The organism is Rhodococcus artemisiae (genome assembly GCF_036327795.1).
GTDB lineage: Bacteria > Actinomycetota > Actinomycetes > Mycobacteriales > Mycobacteriaceae > Rhodococcus > Rhodococcus artemisiae.
The window spans coordinates 157,833-174,772 of sequence record NZ_JAUTXY010000009.1 but is presented as its reverse complement, the minus strand read 5'-3'; the positions used below and the strand labels follow the sequence as shown (position 1 = coordinate 174,772).

Annotated in this window: 16 protein-coding genes; 9 read left to right on the top strand and 7 right to left on the bottom strand. The window is 66.7% G+C overall.

Going from position 1 to position 16,940, the window contains the following annotated elements:
* Positions 1-40: 40 nt before the first annotated feature.
* The gene (locus Q7514_RS19485; RefSeq protein ID WP_330134918.1) at positions 41-952 is read right to left on the bottom strand and encodes a universal stress protein; all 912 of its coding nucleotides are present in this window, start codon (positions 950-952) and stop codon (positions 41-43) included.
* Between the two features lie 87 nt (positions 953-1,039).
* Positions 1,040-2,575, bottom strand: a complete 1,536-nt coding sequence (locus tag Q7514_RS19480) for an acetyl-CoA acetyltransferase (protein ID WP_330134917.1) — start codon at positions 2,573-2,575, stop codon at positions 1,040-1,042.
* A gap of 93 nt (positions 2,576-2,668) precedes the next feature.
* On the opposite strand from Q7514_RS19480, the gene Q7514_RS19475 reads away from it, so the two are divergent.
* The 4 genes from Q7514_RS19475 to Q7514_RS19460 all read left to right on the top strand — a co-directional run bounded on the left by Q7514_RS19475 (position 2,669) and on the right by Q7514_RS19460 (position 5,469).
* The gene (locus Q7514_RS19475; RefSeq protein ID WP_330134916.1) at positions 2,669-3,319 is read left to right on the top strand and encodes a TetR/AcrR family transcriptional regulator; all 651 of its coding nucleotides are present in this window, start codon (positions 2,669-2,671) and stop codon (positions 3,317-3,319) included.
* A 91-nt stretch (positions 3,320-3,410) separates the two neighbouring features.
* A complete protein-coding gene (locus Q7514_RS19470) occupies positions 3,411-3,896 on the top strand; it encodes a nuclear transport factor 2 family protein (protein WP_054715495.1) in 486 nt (161 codons plus the stop codon).
* Positions 3,897-3,936: 40 nt separating this feature from the next.
* A complete protein-coding gene (locus Q7514_RS19465) occupies positions 3,937-4,371 on the top strand; it encodes a VOC family protein (protein ID WP_330134915.1) in 435 nt (144 codons plus the stop codon).
* A 60-nt stretch (positions 4,372-4,431) separates the two neighbouring features.
* Positions 4,432-5,469: an enoyl-CoA hydratase/isomerase family protein gene (locus tag Q7514_RS19460; protein ID WP_330134914.1), complete on the top strand. Its 1,038-nt coding sequence runs from the start codon at positions 4,432-4,434 to the stop codon at positions 5,467-5,469.
* Between the two features lie 41 nt (positions 5,470-5,510).
* On the opposite strand, the gene Q7514_RS19455 is transcribed toward Q7514_RS19460, so the two are convergent.
* Positions 5,511-6,131: a hypothetical protein gene (locus Q7514_RS19455; RefSeq protein ID WP_330134913.1), complete on the bottom strand. Its 621-nt coding sequence runs from the start codon at positions 6,129-6,131 to the stop codon at positions 5,511-5,513.
* A 105-nt stretch (positions 6,132-6,236) separates the two neighbouring features.
* The gene (locus tag Q7514_RS19450; RefSeq protein WP_330134912.1) at positions 6,237-7,931 is read right to left on the bottom strand and encodes a peptide chain release factor 3; all 1,695 of its coding nucleotides are present in this window, start codon (positions 7,929-7,931) and stop codon (positions 6,237-6,239) included.
* Between the two features lie 205 nt (positions 7,932-8,136).
* On the opposite strand from Q7514_RS19450, the gene Q7514_RS19445 reads away from it, so the two are divergent.
* On the top strand, positions 8,137-9,771 hold the full coding sequence (locus Q7514_RS19445) for a fatty acyl-AMP ligase (RefSeq protein WP_330134911.1): 1,635 nt from the start codon (positions 8,137-8,139) through the stop codon (positions 9,769-9,771).
* Between the two features lie 6 nt (positions 9,772-9,777).
* Here the strand turns inward: Q7514_RS19445 and pth are convergent, their stop codons facing one another.
* The 3 genes from pth to Q7514_RS19430 all read right to left on the bottom strand — a co-directional run bounded on the left by pth (position 9,778) and on the right by Q7514_RS19430 (position 12,538).
* Positions 9,778-10,350, bottom strand: coding sequence for an aminoacyl-tRNA hydrolase (gene pth, locus Q7514_RS19440; RefSeq protein WP_330134910.1), 573 nt, complete (start codon positions 10,348-10,350; stop codon positions 9,778-9,780).
* 146 nt (positions 10,351-10,496) lie between these two features.
* The gene (locus tag Q7514_RS19435; protein ID WP_054715479.1) at positions 10,497-11,099 is read right to left on the bottom strand and encodes a 50S ribosomal protein L25/general stress protein Ctc; all 603 of its coding nucleotides are present in this window, start codon (positions 11,097-11,099) and stop codon (positions 10,497-10,499) included.
* A 212-nt stretch (positions 11,100-11,311) separates the two neighbouring features.
* Positions 11,312-12,538, bottom strand: a complete 1,227-nt coding sequence (locus Q7514_RS19430) for an aminotransferase class V-fold PLP-dependent enzyme (protein ID WP_330134909.1) — start codon at positions 12,536-12,538, stop codon at positions 11,312-11,314.
* Between the two features lie 155 nt (positions 12,539-12,693).
* On the opposite strand from Q7514_RS19430, the gene egtA reads away from it, so the two are divergent.
* From egtA to egtD, 4 genes are read left to right on the top strand one after another with little or no spacing between them, the layout of a single operon-like run.
* Positions 12,694-13,920, top strand: coding sequence for an ergothioneine biosynthesis glutamate--cysteine ligase EgtA (gene egtA / locus Q7514_RS19425; RefSeq protein ID WP_330135027.1), 1,227 nt, complete (start codon positions 12,694-12,696; stop codon positions 13,918-13,920).
* A 2-nt stretch (positions 13,921-13,922) separates the two neighbouring features.
* On the top strand, positions 13,923-15,230 hold the full coding sequence (gene egtB, locus Q7514_RS19420; protein ID WP_330135026.1) for an ergothioneine biosynthesis protein EgtB: 1,308 nt from the start codon (positions 13,923-13,925) through the stop codon (positions 15,228-15,230).
* Positions 15,223-15,972 (top strand): ergothioneine biosynthesis protein EgtC, encoded by a 750-nt coding sequence (egtC, locus tag Q7514_RS19415; protein WP_330134908.1) that lies wholly within the window; start codon positions 15,223-15,225, stop codon positions 15,970-15,972. The genes egtB and egtC overlap by 8 nt, the downstream gene beginning before the upstream one ends.
* Positions 15,969-16,925, top strand: coding sequence for an L-histidine N(alpha)-methyltransferase (gene egtD, locus Q7514_RS19410; protein ID WP_330134907.1), 957 nt, complete (start codon positions 15,969-15,971; stop codon positions 16,923-16,925). Before egtC ends, egtD begins: the two co-directional genes overlap by 4 nt.
* Positions 16,926-16,940 lie beyond the last annotated feature (15 nt).

Here is a 16,940-nt window from a genome sequence, read left to right as displayed (position 1 = left end):
CTCGTTCGGTGGGGAAAGACGGCACCCCAGACCGCGGCTGTCAGGACTGACGGGGGCGCACCACCATGACCGGGCACTGGGCTTGACGCAGGAGCGCGTTGCTGGTGGAACCTAGGAGCAATCCGGTGAACCCGCCACGACCCCGACTGCCGACCACCAGAAGTTGCGCCTGTTCGCTCCAGTCCTGCAGGCGGGAACGGGGTCCATCGATGTAGAGCTTACGGTCGACGGTGACGTCGGGATAGCGCTCGCGGTACCCGGCCAGCTGCTCGGCCAATATCGCGTGCTCGTTTTCCTCGAGCGACTGCGAGTCGAGTGAGGGAGGGAGCGACTCGAAACTTCCGACCTTCGTATCGCTCCAGACGTGCACCGCCACCAGGTCGACGCCGCGCCACGACGCCTCCTCGACCGCGCAGGCCACAGCGGCCTCACTCAGCGGGCTGCCGTCGGCGCCGACGACGACGGGACGTACGTCGGGTGTTGCGGCCGGTTCGGTTCCGCGGACGACCACGACGGGGCAACCGGCGTGAGAGGTGACGGCGCTGGGCGTCGAGCCGAGCACCGCCTCGCCGAGCCTGCCATGGCCCGAGGCGCCGAGCACCAGGATCCGCGCGCGCAGGGAGAGTTCCACCAGCCAAGCGGAGCCACCCGTCATCGACGTCGCAGTGGTGATCTCGAGGTCCGGCGCGGTGGAGCGCGCGATCTTCTCGGCGTCCGACAGGACGACACGCGCTTTCTCCTCTGCCCATTCGAAGATCTCGGCGGGCCGGAAGAACGGCATGTCGGTCCACCCTGTGGGGCCGAAGTCCACGGCGTGGACGATGTGTAGCGTCAGCCTGCGTCCTGCAGCTGTTGCCGCGGCCCACCGCACGGCGTGGTCGGATGCGGACGATCCGTCGGCTCCGACTGTGATGTGGTTGTGGTCCTGTGGCACTGCACCATGAGGTTTCACGAACTCGAGGCTATCGCGTGACCGGTCGCGTGCAGTGGACTTCGGCCTCGATGCTCCGCGCTGCGACGAGGCACGTCACGGCGGGATTTACGTCGTGAACGTCTCGGTCATCGGGGCAGTGGTCGGGTTGAGCACCATCATGCCGCCGCGGTCGACGACGTGGACGGTGGTACCGATGATGTCGGCGCCACCGGCGAGGATCTGAGCACCGGCGGCGTCGGTGTGCCCCGACACTCGGCGGCCGTCGGGAGTCGTGCCGATGAGGAAACCGATGGTGGGGGTGCCGTCGCGACCTAATTCCGCAGTGGCCGTCACGATCTCGATCTCGCCCGCGTAGTCGGGTACAGGCTCGATCTCCGACGCGGGCAACAGGACCGGTTCGGGATCGCCGATGTACCCGTCGGTGTGCGGTGTGCATCCGAGCACCACGACATGCTGGTAGGTGAGGTACCCGCCGTTGCCGTGCACGAGAGCGAGCTCGCCGTCGGTGCGCAGTCGACGCGCGACCGCGACGATCGAATGCAGCGTGTAGCTGTTGAGTGGTCCACCGAAGAACGAGTGGCCGCCGGTGACGGTCGGGACGGTGTCGCGCGGGAGCCCGAGGTGCTCGACGAGCAGCTTGGGCACCACAGGGAAGCAACTGTAGGCATCGATGATGTCGAAGTCGCTTGCGCGGAGGTCGGCGCGGTCGAGCGTGCGACGGAGCGCGTCGGCAAGCGCGGCGGAGTGGCCGAAGTCGGCGCGGGAGAGCACGTCTGTCGGTTCGGTCGCACCAGCGCCACCCCAGACGTAGAGAATCCGGTCGTCGGCGACCCCGAGTTCACGCGCTGTCGCGAGTGAGGTCATGACGACGGCCGCGGCCTGGTCGACGAACGGCATCGCATTCATCAGCAGGGGATACGGATCGGTCACCGCGCGGTTCTTCGGGCCGACTGTGCGGATGTCCTCGGAGGTACGCACGTTCGGACTCCATGAGGCCGGGTTCTCCGCCGCGATCTCGGAGAACCTCCCGTAGAGCTCCGCGGACCACTCGATCGACTTCTCGCGGGAGTGCCCGAGCCGGTGACTGAGCCGGTTCTCGAACAGCGGGTACACCCGGGTGGGAACCACCATCGCGGCGCGCTGCATCGCGGCACTGCCCAGGTCGTCCGGATCGAATGCCGGGGGGCCGCCGGGAGCGGTGACCCAGCCGAGTGCGGCCGGGTCGGTTCCGGCCCTCAGCGCATTGCTGACGGAGGCCTGCGCCTCACCCCCGACGAGCAGCGCGACGGAGCTGGTGCCGGTCGCGATGTCGTATGCGATCCGGTCGAGCTGCGCGGCCGGCCAGTGGCCGCCGATCGGGGTCGTCGACGTGTGCTCGGGGGTGGCGCCGATGCGTTCGGCGAGTAGCCCGGGCAGGTCGTCGTACGACCAGCTCGCGGTCTTCACGGCGCGCACGGTGTCGATGCGGGAGACGAGCTCGTCCGGGGCGCCGGTGTCGGCCAGCGCGGCACGGGTCGCCTCCACGATCAGGTCGAGTGGTTCTCGTGGGTCGGCGGGTGCGCCGGCGCGCCCTGATCGCAGGTCGCCGACGCCGATCACGACCGGTGTACGTGTGGGCTCAATCCGTGCAGGGTCTGTCATCGAGGGCCTCGTAGTCGTCGGGGGTGGCAGTTCCGAGCGTAATACGGACTGATTCAGTCTGTATATCGAGGTGTGGTCTGGCACACTCATCGCGTGACCGATACCCCCGCTCCTCGTCGCCGCGGTAGGCCACGCGACGCCGACCTCGAGGACCGAGTCTTCGATGCCGTGCTCGAGGTGTATGCCGAAACCAGTTGGCGCGGCTTCACCCTCGACGCCGTGGGGCGCCGGGCCCGTGTAGGGCGGGCCGCGCTGTACCGGAGGTGGGATACCAAGGACGACCTTCTCGTCCAGGCGCTCGAGGCCCGCAGCCCACTGCCGGTCCCGATCGATACCGGCGCGCTGCGTTCCGATCTGACCGAACTCGCGCGACAACTCCTGCACGGGTACCGCACGCCATCCGGCCTCGTCAGTCTGCGCGTGGCGCTCGACTCGCGAGTCAATCCGGAGTTGCTCGCCCATCTGACCCGGACGCTCAATCGCAGTCGGATCCTCGCGGCGCGCACCATCGTGCATCGTGCGGTCGAACGCGGTGAACTCGATCCCGGAACCTCCGTCACCCTCCTGCTCGAGATCGTGACCGGGGCGGTACTCAGTCACGCACTGTTCGGGCTCTCCGACCCCGCGCCGAGCGACGACGACGCGTACGCGGACCGCATCGTCGAGGTGGTCGTCGGAGCGCTGCACGGTGCCGGGACGGTGTCCGATCCGAAACACAAGAGCCAGAGCGTAATCGAACTGTAATAGAGCTGACCGGCGGGTCTTTCATTCGGACATCGTCCGGCCGTGATCCGGGATAGCCTTGCAACAGGTACACGGTGATGGGAGATCAGCGATGGATCTGGAGGCAATGGAGCAGATTGCGCAGGTCAAGTATCGCTACGCGAGAACTCTGGATACGAAGAACTGGGAAGAACTCACCGACACCCTCGTACCCGAGGCCACTGCGGTATACGGCGAACATCTCAGTTTCGAATCCCGCGACGTCTTCATCAACTTCCTCGAGAACACACTCGGCCTCCACATGGTCACAGAACACCACTGCAGTCACCCCGAGATCCGGATCGACGAGAGCGGCCGAACAGCAACGGGAACATGGCTGCTCGCCGACACCGTCATCGTTCCGGAAGACGGCATGATCCTGCGTGGGTCGGCGTACTACCACGATCGGTACGTCCGCTGCGACGACGGTGCCTGGCGGATCGCGCACACCGGATACGAACGAAACTGGGAGACGGTCGTATCCCTCGCGGACATGCCCTCGTTCCGGCTGAGTAGCAACCGATGGGCAATGCTCCAGCAGCCTCCGCGCGCGTCCTGAATCGCATGAGATGGTGAGACGTCCGAAAGGAGAGGTGCCCATGGTGACCCCCGACGACACGGTGTTTCCTCCGGCCGGCGCGATCCCGTATCTCACGGTGGGGCACGGCCGCGACGCAATCGACTGGTATGCAAGCGCGTTCGGTGCAACGCTGCAGGGCGAGCCGATCTTCATGGATGACGGCAGGCTCGGCCACGCCGAACTGGGCTTCCCGACGGGCATGGTGTATCTCGCGGAGGAGTTCCCGGAGATGGGCCTGACCGCACCGGCCGGAGGAGCGACGTCCGTGAGCCTGATGCTTCCGGTCGCCGACACCGACACCGTCCTCGAACGTGCCCGCGCCGCCGGCGGGAGGGTCGAACGGTGGATCTCGGAGAATCACGGTCACCGGAATGCCACATTGATCGACCCGTTCGGGCATCGGTGGATGCTTGTCGGTCCGCTCACCGGGAGTCCGGCGACCGGCGAGCCGTAGAATCCGTCGACCTGCGTGCACAGGTCACGCTTGTCGTGCGCGACCGGTAGGCTCCGGCCCGTGAAAGAGTCGTTCATCCGCACACACGTCGCCAACGGGGTCGGCGAGGTGCAGCTCGACCGGCCCGAAGCGCTCAATGCGCTCGATGGGTCGATGATCCGAGACATGCACGCTGCCTTGCTGCAGTGGCGCGACGACCCCACCGTCACGGCGGTGCTGGTCACGAGCCGCTCCGACCGGGCCTTCTGCGCGGGTGGCGACATCAAGCCTGCCCGCGAATCGGTGCTGGCCGGCGACTTCGACACAGTGCGCGAATCCTTTGCCGCCGAGTATCGACTCGACCAGCTCGTGGCCACCTACCCGAAGCCGTATCTCGCGCTTCTCGACGGCGTCACCTTGGGCGGCGGACTCGGAATCTCGGTGCACGGCGCGGTGCGGGTCGTGACGGAGAAAGCATCGTTCGCGATGCCCGAAACCGCGATCGGTTTCATCCCGGACGTCGGATCGAGTCACTTTCTTCCCCGTCTCAGAGGTACCGCCGTGCGCTACGACGCGGTCGGGATGTACCTGGCTGTGACGGGAGCTCGGATCGGGGCAGGCGATGCGCTCGCAGTGGGCCTCGCGACCCATTTCGTTCCCAGCGATCGCGTCGACGATCTTGCCGAACGCATCCGCGCGGGCTTGTGGCAGGCCGCCCTCGACGAGTTCGTCGTGCCCGCACCGGCATCCGAGCTCGAACAGCGCTTCGCCGACATCGAGACCGTCTTCGGAGACGGAACGATCGACGACATGCTGGGTCGGCTCACCGATACCGACCCCCGTATCGATGCCGAATGGGCCGCGCGGACGCTCGCGGCGGTGCGCGCCCTGTCGCCGACCAGTGTGTGTGCCACGGTCGAACTGATGCGGCGCGGTGCCGAGAGCACCCTCGAAGAATGCCTCGCTCGCGAACTCGGGGTGGCCGTGCGTATCAGCGCGGTCCCGGATTTTGCGGAAGGTGTGCGCGCAGCGCTGGTCGACAAGGACCGCTCACCGCGCTGGACGCCCTCGCGGGTCGAGGAGGTCGATCCGAAGACCATCGCCGCATTGTTCGACTGAGCGGTGCAGCGGCCCTGAGCGGTGCAGGGGCCCAGAGTGGATCAGCGAGTGAAGCGGTGCGGTGATTGCAGATCCACCACGATCGGCTGACCACCGAGCGTCGCGTGGATCTCGGGCTTCTCGAGACCGCCTGCCACCAGATACTCACCGAGAAGCTGCAGCAGTTCGTCGGTGTCGATCGTCGGGTCGATTCCGTGGGACGACCGTGAGCCGAGCTCGCCGTGGGCCAGACGCGCAGCGATCCGCACCGACGCGACACCCATCGAGTTACGGCGTGCGGGCGCACCGGACTTCGAGGCGGTGCCGGGTGTGCCGGCCATGCCGGAGACCTCGGCGCTCGATCCGTTGGTACTGGTCGTGCTGCCGTTGGTGCTGGTGCTCGTCACCGAGGACGTCCCTTCGTTCGTGGTTCCGGCGCCCACCCCGCCGGCCGGGTTGCGGTCGATCGCGTGCACACCCGGTGTGTCACCTGCGGTGAGTACCGTCATCGGTGTGCTGCTCGGGAGCGGCGTGCTCGGCAGCGGGTAGACGAAGGTGCCCGACCGCTTCGGGGCCTTCGACCGCCCACCCGACCGGGATTGCCCGGCTTCGGTGGCGCTGGTCTCGGTCGTCCCGCCCTTCGGCAGTTCTCCCGACGGCACGGACGATGCATCGTCGTTCATTGGAAAGCTCCTGAAATCACCCGAGCGTGCGTGCTCGACGGCAGCAAATTACCAGGAGGAGGGTGTCCGCGTCACCCCGTATGTCCGGTATTTACTGTTGACGGATCAATCCGTCGCGGCGACCAAGGGCTCGAGGGTGAGGTCGGGGAGCTCTTTCTGGATGTACTGCAGCCGCCACTTGTCGCTGACGAGTGCGAGCAACACACCGTCGGACCGCTCGAACACCTCGACGCCGCGCTGACGGTTGAGTTCGGTGGTCGACTCCGCATCGGTGCGGCGCGCCAGCGCGTATCCGAGCGGCTCGATCTTCGGGTCGACGTTGTACTCGGCCTTCATTCGTGCCGCGACCACCTCGAACTGCATGGGGCCGACCGCCGCCATCACCGGCGACGCATCGCCGCGGATGTCGTTGCGGAGGATCTGTACGACGCCCTCGGAATCGAGTTGGTCGACGGCCTTGCGGAACTGCTTGTACTTCGACGCGCTCTCGGCCCGCAGGATCGCGAAGTGCTCGGGTGCGAACGACGGAATGGGCGGGAACTCGACCTTCTTGTCGACGAACAGCGTGTGGCCGGGGGCCAGGGCTGTGGCGTTGACCAGACCGACCACATCGCCCGGATAGGCGTTCTCGACGGTGGTGCGTTCGCGTCCGAACACGGTCAGTGCGTACTTCGTCGCGAACGGTTTGCCGGTCTGGGCGTGGGTGACGACCATGCCGCGTTCGAACACACCCGAGACGACACGCATGAAGGCGAGGCGGTCGCGGTGGGCGGTGTCCATTCCGGCTTGCACCTTGAACACCACGGCACTGAACGGGTCGTCGACCTCGCGGGGTGTGTCGTCGATGGCCAGGCGGGCCCGCGGCGGCGGGGCGAGCGCGACGAGGGTGTCGAGGATCTGGCGGACACCGAAGTTGAGCATCGCGGATGCGAAGATCACCGGCGACGTCTGGCCCGCCAGGAACAGCTCCTGGTCGTGATCCTGTCCGCTCGCCGACAGCAGTTCCGATTCCTCGGCGGCCTCGGCCCAGGTGTCGCCCTCGCGTTCGAGCGCGACCTCGGGGGTCAGGTGCTCCTCGGGGGCGATCTTCGCGCCACCCGCGGTGCGCGTGAACTTGATGTATTCGACGGCTTCGCCCGCGTGGTCGTCGAGACCGCGCCGAAGCAGGCCGCGGAAGTCGCCTGCGATGCCCACCGGCCAGAACAGGGGCGTCGGGGTGAGCCCGATCCGTTCGTCGATTTCGTCGAGCAGTTCGAGAGGTGTCTGACCGGGGCGGTCCCACTTGTTGATCACTGTGATGACCGGGATGCCGCGGTGGCGACACACCTGGAACAGCTTCAACGTCTGCGGCTCGAGGCCTTTCGCGGCGTCGATGAGCATCACGGCCGCGTCGACGGCAGTGAGCACCCGGTAGGTGTCCTCGGAGAAGTCGGAGTGGCCAGGGGTGTCGACGAGGTTGATGACGTTGACGGTGTCGACACCGTCAACGGACTTCGGTGCTTCGGACGACGCGTAGTTGAACTGCAGCGCGGTGGAGCTGACCGAGATACCGCGGGCCTTCTCCATTTCCATCCAGTCGGACACGGTGGATTTGCGGCCCGCCTTGCCGTGGACGGCGCCGGCCTCCGAGATGACCTTCGCGTGCAATGCGAGGGCCTCGGTGAGTGTGGACTTACCGGCGTCCGGATGGGAGATGACAGCGAACGTCCGCCGCCGCAGCGCTTCGGAACGGACTTCGTTCGACGAAGCGGGCTTCGCTGCGTTGGTGGATTCGCTGGCGGAGGCGGGCGGGGTACTCAACGCGGGAAACCTCTCGAAACTTCTGGTGGGGGACTATCGCAGGCAACTCGTCCATGTTACTAGGCGATTCGGTGTCGTTTTCCCTGAGATTCGATCACGTTTCCCAGGAGAGGGTCCCCGGTTGCCCGATTCGAGGTCACTCTGATTCGTGGGGCCGGGATTTCGCCACCAGAAGGCTCGGCCGTATCGGGACGAGGAGTGTTTCGTGAGCAGGTTCACTGATGAGATGTATGCGACGGGGCGCGAAAGCACACGAGGTCTGATCACCGGCGAGCCGGACTCGCCGCGTCGGCAGACCTGGCCACAGATCCATGAGCAGGCGCGCTGCATGGCAGGGTGCCTTGCAGCCGGTGGGGTCGCACGGGGCGACGCGGTCGCGATCCTGGCCGGACTTCCCGTCGACATCGCCCCGATCTGTCAGGGCGTGTGGATGCGCGGTGCAAGCATCACGATGCTGCACCAGCCCACTCCGCGCACCGATCTCGACGGATGGACGCGCGACACCGAGACCGTCTTGCGCATGATCGGCGCGCAGACCGTGGTGCTCGGTGCTCCGTTCGACATCGCGGAGCCGCTCCTCCGGGAGCGCGGCATCGAGGTCGTCACCACCTCGGAACTGCGCGCGGGCAGGGCGATCGACCCGGTCGAGACCGCGGAGTCCGACGTCGTGCTGCAGCAGCTGACGTCCGGATCCACCGGTTCGCCGAAGGCCGTGCAGATCACGCACGAGAACTTCTACGTCAACGCGTACGCGATGTTCGAACGCATCAAGTTCTCGCTCGACGACGACGTCATGATCAGCTGGCTGCCGCTGTTCCACGACATGGGAATGGTCGGATTCCTCAGCGTCCCCATGCAGCTGGGTGGCGAGGTCGTCTCCGTGACTCCGCTCGACTTCCTGCGGTCGCCGATGTTGTGGGCGGAGCTCATCGCCAAATATCGTGGGACTGTCACGGCTGCACCGAATTTCGCGTATTCACTCCTGGCGCGCAAGCTCGCTCGGGCCGAGGACGGCGCGGTGGATCTGTCGTCGGTCAAATGGATGTGGAACGGCGCTGAACCCGTCGACCCCGACACGATGAACGCTCTCGCGGAGGCGGGAGCCCGGTTCGGGCTCGACCCCACGGCCCTCGCCCCTGTCTACGGGATGGCGGAGACGACGCTGGCGGTGTCGGTACCCGACCCCGGTCACGGACAGGTGCTCGATGTCGTCGACCCGGATCTGCTCGAGTCGGGCGGAATGGCCGTGCCGTCGGCCCACTCGAATGCCCGTCGCATGCCGACGCTCGGGCACCTCGTCGCCGGACTCGAAGGCCGGGTCGTGGGGCACGACGGGCAGGAACTCCCCACCCGCGGGGTCGGAATCATCCAGTTACGCGGCAAGGCCGTCACACACGGATACGTCACGGTCGACGGGCCGGTACCCGCGCAGGACAGCGAAGGCTGGCTCGACACCGGCGACGTCGGCTACTTCACCGAAGAGGGTCTTGTCGTCGTGTGCGGCCGAGTCAAGGACGTCATCATCATGGGCGGACGCAACATCTATCCCACCGATATCGAGCGGGCCGCGTGCAGTGTGGCCGGGGTGCGACCGGGCAATGCCGTCGCGATCCGGCTGGATGCGGGTGACAAGCGGGAATCGTTCGCGGTGGCGGTCGAAACCAACCTCATCGACGACCTCGACGAAGTGCACCGTATCGAGCACGAGGTCGTCCACGCGGTGTGCGCGGAGGTAGGGGCGCGTCCCCGCACGGTTGCAGTGCTCGGCCCGGGAAACATCCCGAAGACGTCGTCGGGCAAGCTGCGCCGCGGCACATCGGCATCGCTGCTTCACCACTGATACCGGTCAGTGGATGCGGTTCTGGGCGCCCTCGAGGCCGAGTTCCAGGAGGAGTTCGACGGCGTCGGCGCCCTCTTCGCAGAACACCCCGAGGTCCTTGCGCTCGGTGGAGGAGAAGGGCTTCAGTACGAAGTCCGCCGGATCCTGACGCCCCGGCGGCCGGCCGATCCCCATCCTCACTCGCAGGTAGTCCTTCGTGCTCAGCGCCGAGGACGTGGACCGCAGACCGTTGTGTCCGTTCTCGCCGCCGCCCTGCTTGAGGCGGATCGTGCCGTAATCGAGGTCGAGTTCGTCGTGGATCACGATGATGTTCGCGGGCGACACCGAGAAGAACTTGGCCAGGCCTGCGACCGGACCACCCGACACGTTCATGTACGTGCGGGGCTTCGCGACGATCACCTGCCGTCCGTCGAGGCGGGCCTGCACGATCTCGGCGTTGCTCTTCTTGTGTGCGCTGAACTTCCCGCCGACGCGGTCGGCCAGCACATCGGCAACCATGAAACCGATGTTGTGTCGAGTGGTCTCGTACTTGGGGCCTGGGTTTCCCAGCCCCACGACGAGCGCGGTGTCCTCGCTCACGTGCAGGTTCTCCCTCGAACTTTGTGTGGCTGCATCATGTGTGGCTGGGTTCTGCTCGGCAGAACGCACGTGCGGCGCGCCACCCCGAAGGATGACGCGCCGCACGAAAGACTTCACTGTGCCCGAAAGATTCAAGCAGGTCAGGCTCAGGCCTCTTCTGCTTCCTCGGTCTCGTCGGCTGCTGCGTCTTCGGCGTTCGCCTGAGCAGCGGCCTCGACGATGTTCACGATCAGCAGCTCGGGATCGTCCTGCAGGGTCGAGCCCGCGGGAAGCTCGATGCCTCCGGCGAGGATCTGGGTGCCGATGGGAGCGCTCTCGATCGACACCGAGATCTCCTCGGGGATGCTGAGAGCGTCGGCCTCGAGCTTGATCGTGCTGACCTCGTGGACGACCAGCGCACCGGAGCCCGCGATGCCGGTGAGGACGACGGGAACCTCGACGGTGACCTTCTCGCCCTTCTTCACCACGAGCAGGTCGGCGTGCTCGATGTTACGGCGGATCGGGTGCGTGGTGACCGACTTGGTGAGGGCGAGCTGCTCGGTGCCCTCGATGTCGAGGGTCAGAATGGCGTTGGTGCCGTGGTTACGCAGAACGGCAGCGAAATCGAGGCCGGGAAGCGACAGATGCTTGGGGTCGGTGCCGTGGCCGTACAGGACGGCGGGGACCTGGCCGGCACGACGGGTGCGGCGGGCGGCGCCCTTGCCGAACTCGGTGCGGACAGCGGCTACGAGACGGTTCTCGTTGGACATGGTGCAACGGCTCCTACGCTAGTGAACTCTCACGGGGTCGGTCTTCTCGACGAATGCGGGACCGGACACGCGCGGCAGTGGAGCGATTTTCTACGCCCTGACGGAGCCGCAGCCGCGTCGATCACGGTGAGCCAGCGATTACGCGGTTCACCCTCGCCGAGACAACTCGGCATACTTTACCGGATCCGAATGCGCAACGCGAACGGGCCTCGCTATGTGAGTGAACGCACCGCGACCAGGAAGCGATCGACGTCGGCAGGGGAGACGAAATAGTGCGGTGACGCACGCACCACGGCATCGAGTTTCCGCTGTGACATGTCGAGGAGGGTGGAGCTGCGTGAGCTGACGGTGACGGTGATCGCCTGCGCGGCGAGCGCGTCGCGCACCGCAGTCGGCTCGACGCCGTCGACGGTGAACGACACGATCCCGCTGAGCGGGGCACCGCGATCGTGCCCGTCGAGCGGGGCACCGCGATCGTGCCCGTCGAGCGGCGCGCCGCGATCGTGCACAGTGACACCCGGGATCCGTTCGAGCCCGTCGCGGGTGTGTTCGGCGCGGTAGCCGATGGCCTCCACCACGGCATCGATCCCGAGGTCGAGCAGATAGTCGATGGCCGAGCCGAGCCCCAGCCTGGCCGCGACGTCGGTCTCCCACATCTCGAAACGCGACGCGTCGGGTGCGAGTTCGTACGTGTCGGGGGACGTCCACGTTGCGCTGTGCAGATCGATCATCGCCGGCTCGAGGTCGGGGATCAACCGAGGTCGCACATAGAGGAACCCGGTGCCTCGTGGGCCGCGCACCCATTTGCGGCCGGTGCCCGAGAGCGCATCGACGTCCAGTTCGGGCACGCTCACGGGCAGTTGCCCCACCGACTGGCACGCGTCGAGCAACACCAGCGCACCCACGGCATGCGCAGCGTCGGCGACCTCGCGGACCGGGTTGACGAGACCGCCGTTGGTCGGTGCGTGCACCACCGAGACGAGTTTGACGCGCTCGTCGAGCAGCTCGCGCAGTGCCTCGACGTCGATGCGTCCCGCGTCGTCGGAAGGAATCGCCTCGACGCTCGCGCCTGTGGCACGGGCCCGTTGCAGTGCCGCGACGGCGTTGGCCGCGTACTCGGCCTGCGAGAGCAGGATGCGGTCGCCCGGTTCGAGTGGCACCGCGTAGAAGAAGGACGTCCATGCCCGCGACGCGCTGTCGGACAACGCCACGGAGGTAGCGTCGACCCCGAACAACCGTCCGAGGGAGGCCTTCACTTCGGCCAGATCGCCGAGTCGCTCGTTGGCGGCCGCGTATCCACCGACCTCGGCCTCGCGTAGTAGGTGGGCAACGACGGTGTCGACGACCGGAGTCGGAGGGAGTGAGGACCCCGCACTGTCGAGGAACACCCGTTCGAAACAGCCGGGTGTGTCGCGGCGGGCCTGTTGCACATCGAGCATGGAAGTGGGCCTCCATTTCCTGTCGGCACGATCTACTGGCCGAATCTAGTGTGGTCGGTGTGGCGCCGGAGCGTTCTCCGGGCGTTGCGGGGATGCGCGCGTTAGGCTCGCTCAGTGACCTGGCCCACCGACAGAGGAGGGTGGATCGAGTGGTGATGGCGATGGACGCGGCGATGCCGCGTGCCGACAGGGAGCTCGGTCCGCGTGCCTCCGCCGAGGAGTACGTACGTCGGGTGAGCTTCCGCTTCGGCCCACCGCGGCTGATCGGCGCGGAACTCGAATGGCTGACGGCCCGTGCGGACGGAACCGCGTCGCGGCCGGAGCTCGCGTCGATCGTCGAGGCACTCGGACCTCACGCCCCGAAGGCCATTGCGCCGTCGTCGTCGGCGCGCCCGCTCCCGTCGGGCAGCGCGGTCAGTCTGGAGCCGGGCGGGCAGGTGGAATTGGCGAGCGTGCCCTGTACGTCGGCTCGGCAGACGGTGGATCGTCTGGTTGCCGACGCGAAGATGCTGCGATCGCTGCTTGCGCGCCGCGCGGTGTCGATGCTCGACTGCGCGACCGACGAGATCCGGCCGCCCCAGCGCCTGCTTCGCACGCCGCGATACTCCGCGATGGAATTGCGGTTCGACCGAATCGGGCCCCTCGGGCGGCTGATGATGAACAGCACGGCCGCGGTGCAGGTCAGTGTCGATGCGGGAGCCGACGACGCCGACCTCGCCCGTCGCTGGGAGCTGCTCCACGCGATCGGCCCCGCATTGATTGCCGCGTTCGGGAGTTCGCCCGCGCTGCGGGGCGCACCGGAAGGCGTGTGGGTGTCGCAGCGGATGCGTACCTGGCTGTCGCTCGATCCCGAGCGCACCGCGATGGTGGCCGACCCGCACAAGTATCCGGCCTGGGCGCTCGACGCCCCGTTGCTGTGTGTCCGATCGGCCGGCCCCGAGTGGCACGCACCTCCCGGTGCCTCGTTCGCCGAGTGGCTGAACGGGAGCCTCGACGACGAGCTCGGTCGCCGGCCTACTTTCGCCGACCTCGACTATCACCTGACCACATTGTTCCCGCCGGTGCGCCCGTGCGGGCATCTCGAGGTCCGGTATCTGGACGCACAGCCGGGCGACCTGTGGCAGGTGCCGATCGCGACCATCGAAGCTCTACTGAGGAGCCCGGAGGTCATGGCGGAAGCATCGGCGATCGCCGAACCTGTCCGTCAGCTCTGGTCCGATGCTGCGCAGCAAGGGCTTGCCGCCGTCGAATTACGCGCCGCTGCAGTGGGATTGTTGTCTCTGGCTGCGGAGTCGTCCCCGGACATGAGGTTCACCACGGCGCTCGACGCCGCCGCGGCACGCTGCATGCGCGGGCAGTTGCCGGGGGTGGCCGAACGGTGAGGATGCTGCGCGACCGTCTCGAACGTGATCTCGAACGCGCTCGTGCACGGACACATGCGCTTACAGATATCGACGATTCCGAACTGACGCAGCAACATTCGCCGCTGATGAGCCCTCTGGTCTGGGACCTCGCGCACATCGCGAATCAGGAGGAACGCTGGCTTCTGCGTGAAGTCGCGGGGCGCGGCTCGGTGCATGAGGGGATCGACGAACTCTACGACGCGTTCCTGCATCCTCGGGCGAGCCGGACCGCGCTTCCTTTGCTCGGCCCGGACGACGCGCGCCGATACGCGGCGCAGGTGCGTACGCTTTCACAGAAAGTACTGCAGAGCAACAGCTTCGACGACGAACTCACCCGCGACGGTTTCGTCTTCTCGATGATCGCCCAACACGAGCAACAACACGACGAGACGATGCTCGCGACCCACCAGTTGCGTGCCGGACCTCCGCTGCTCGACGCCCCGGAGGCGCCCCGTGAGGCGACACCCCCGGAGCGCGAGCGGGTGTTGATCCCGGCGGGGGAGTTCGAGATGGGCACCACGGACGACCCGTGGGCGCTCGACAACGAGAAGCCCGTGCACCGGGTGTACGTGCCCGCCTTTGCGCTCGACACCCTGCCCGTGACCAACCGGCACTTCGCCCGATTCATCGACGACGGCGGATATCGGCGCAGCGATCTGTGGAGCGACGAGGGGTGGGCGCACCGCTGCGACGTGGGCCTCGAGGCGCCTCAGTTCTGGAACCGCGATGTCGACGGGCGTTGGTGGCGACGAAGTTTCGGACGGGGAGTGCCTGTGCATCCCGACGAGCCCGTCGTGCACGTGTGTTTCCACGAGGCCGATGCCTTCGCGCGCTGGGCGGGCGCGCGTCTTCCCACCGAGGCGGAATGGGAGAAGGCCGCGCGGTGGGATCCGGAGACGGGACGCAGTCGGCGGTACCCGTGGGGGGACGACGACCCCGGTCCGGAACACGCCAATCTCGGCCAGCGACACCTGGGTCCCGCAGTGGTGGGTGCCTACCCGGAAGGGGCGTCTCCGCTCGGCGTGCATCAGCTGATCGGTGACGTGTGGGAATGGACATCATCGGGTTTCGACCCGTACCCGGGCTTTCGTGCCTTCCCGTACCGGGAGTACTCGGAAGTGTTCTTCGGCGGCGACTTCCGTGTGCTCCGCGGTGGGTCCTTCGGGACCGATCAGGTTGCGTGCCGCGGAACGTTCCGGAACTGGGACCACCCGATCCGCCGACAGATCTTCGCCGGACTGCGCCTCGCACATGATGTGCCGGAGTCGGCCGAGGCCCCTGATGTGTAGGCACCTGGGATATCTCGGCCCGGTCGAGTCGGTTGAGTCCTTGCTCACCGACGGCCCGAATTCCCTCATGCGGCAATCGTGGGCGCCCACCGACATGCGTGGCGGAGGCACTGTCAACGCCGACGGTTTCGGCGTCGCCTGGTGGTCGGACGTCGGTGTCCTCGGCCGATACCGCTCGTCCCTGCCGGTCTGGTCCGATCCGTTCGTGACCGAAGGGCTGCCCACCATCCGGTCCGAAGCCGTGATGATCGCTCTCCGGTCCGCTACGGAAGGGATGCCGGTGGAACGTAGTGCCAGTGCACCGTTCTCGGACGGGCGCTGGGCTTTCAGCCTCAACGGTGTGGTGCGCGGCTGGCCCGGATCGCTGGTCGAACTCGCGGAGAATCTTCCGGTGTCAGACCTGCTCGAACTGGAAGCCCCCACCGATTCCGCTGCGCTGTGGATGCTGTTGCGTTCGCGACTCCGTTCGGCCGAACCGGAACCCGCGCTCATCTCACTCGTCCACGACGTCATCGCGCGAGCGCCCGAATCACGTTTGAACATGCTGCTGTGCAACGGGAGCGGTATGTGGGCGACGGCGTGGTATCACTCGTTGTGGACGCTCGTGGACGAGAACGTCGCGATCGTGAGCTCCGAACGTTTCGACGACGACCCGCGCTGGCAGGAAGTCGCCGACAAGCACCTCGTCAACGCAATCCCCGGCAAGCTCGTCGTCACTCCCCTGGAGGTATCCGTTACGTGACCATCGACGTGTTCATCACGCCCGAAGAATTGGACGAGACACTGCGTGCTGATGCGCGAAGTGGCCTCACCTCCACCCCGAAACGTCTGTCGCCGACTTGGCTGTACGACGAGCGGGGGAGCGAGTTGTTCGATCAGATCACGTTGCTGCCCGAATATTACCCCACCCGAACCGAATTCGCGCTGCTGCAGGAGCATGCCGCGGATATCGCGGAGGCGGCGAAACCTGAGATGCTGGTGGAGCTGGGGTCGGGCTCGTCGGCGAAGACCCGGGTGCTGCTCGACGCGTTGAAACCGTACATCCATACGTATGTACCGCAGGACGTGTCCGAGCCCGCATTGAGCGCGGCGGTGCGTCGTCTGTCCGTCGACTACCCGGAGCTCACAGTGCGCGGCGTGGTCAGCGATTTCACCGGTTCCCTCGAACACCTGCCTGCAGGCGGACACCGCATGGTTGCGTTCCTCGGCGGCACGATCGGCAACTTCGCGCCCGCGGAACGCGTCGAGTTCCTTTCTCACCTCGGGACGATCCTGAACACCGACGAATGGCTGCTGCTCGGCGCCGGCCTGGTTGTCGATCTCGATGTCCTCATCCCGGCGTACGACGACGCCGCTGGTGTGACGGCCGAATTCGACCGCAATGTACTGCGCGTGGTGAACCGCAGGCTCGACGCCGATTTCGATCCCGACAAGTTCGTGCACCGTGCCGTGTGGGACGCGGAGAACGAATGGATCGAGATGCGACTCGAGGCGACCGAGGCGATGACGGTGCACGTCCGTGAACTCGATCTCGAACTGAGCTTCGCTGCGGGAGAACAGATGTGCACGGAGATCTCTGCGAAGTTCCGGCTCGACGGCATCGGAAGAGAACTCGACGAGGCAGGCTTCACCGTCCGGCGCGAATGGGTCGATCCCGACGGGAGGTTCGCGCTGTTCGCCGCATCTCGTCGATGACGCTCCGGAGGAAGG

Coding starts and splice junctions, on each gene's coding strand:
- Q7514_RS19480 (WP_330134917.1), bottom strand. CDS start 2,575: ATGACAGACCCTGCACGGATTGAGCCCACACGTACACCGGTCGTGATC.
- Q7514_RS19470 (WP_054715495.1), top strand. CDS start 3,411: ATGGATCTGGAGGCAATGGAGCAGATTGCGCAGGTCAAGTATCGCTAC.
- Q7514_RS19465 (WP_330134915.1), top strand. CDS start 3,937: ATGGTGACCCCCGACGACACGGTGTTTCCTCCGGCCGGCGCGATCCCG.
- Q7514_RS19455 (WP_330134913.1), bottom strand. CDS start 6,131: ATGAACGACGATGCATCGTCCGTGCCGTCGGGAGAACTGCCGAAGGGC.
- Q7514_RS19435 (WP_054715479.1), bottom strand. CDS start 11,099: ATGTCCAACGAGAACCGTCTCGTAGCCGCTGTCCGCACCGAGTTCGGC.
- Q7514_RS19430 (WP_330134909.1), bottom strand. CDS start 12,538: ATGCTCGATGTGCAACAGGCCCGCCGCGACACACCCGGCTGTTTCGAA.
- egtA (WP_330135027.1), top strand. CDS start 12,694: ATGGCGATGGACGCGGCGATGCCGCGTGCCGACAGGGAGCTCGGTCCG.
- egtB (WP_330135026.1), top strand. CDS start 13,923: ATGCTGCGCGACCGTCTCGAACGTGATCTCGAACGCGCTCGTGCACGG.
- egtC (WP_330134908.1), top strand. CDS start 15,223: ATGTGTAGGCACCTGGGATATCTCGGCCCGGTCGAGTCGGTTGAGTCC.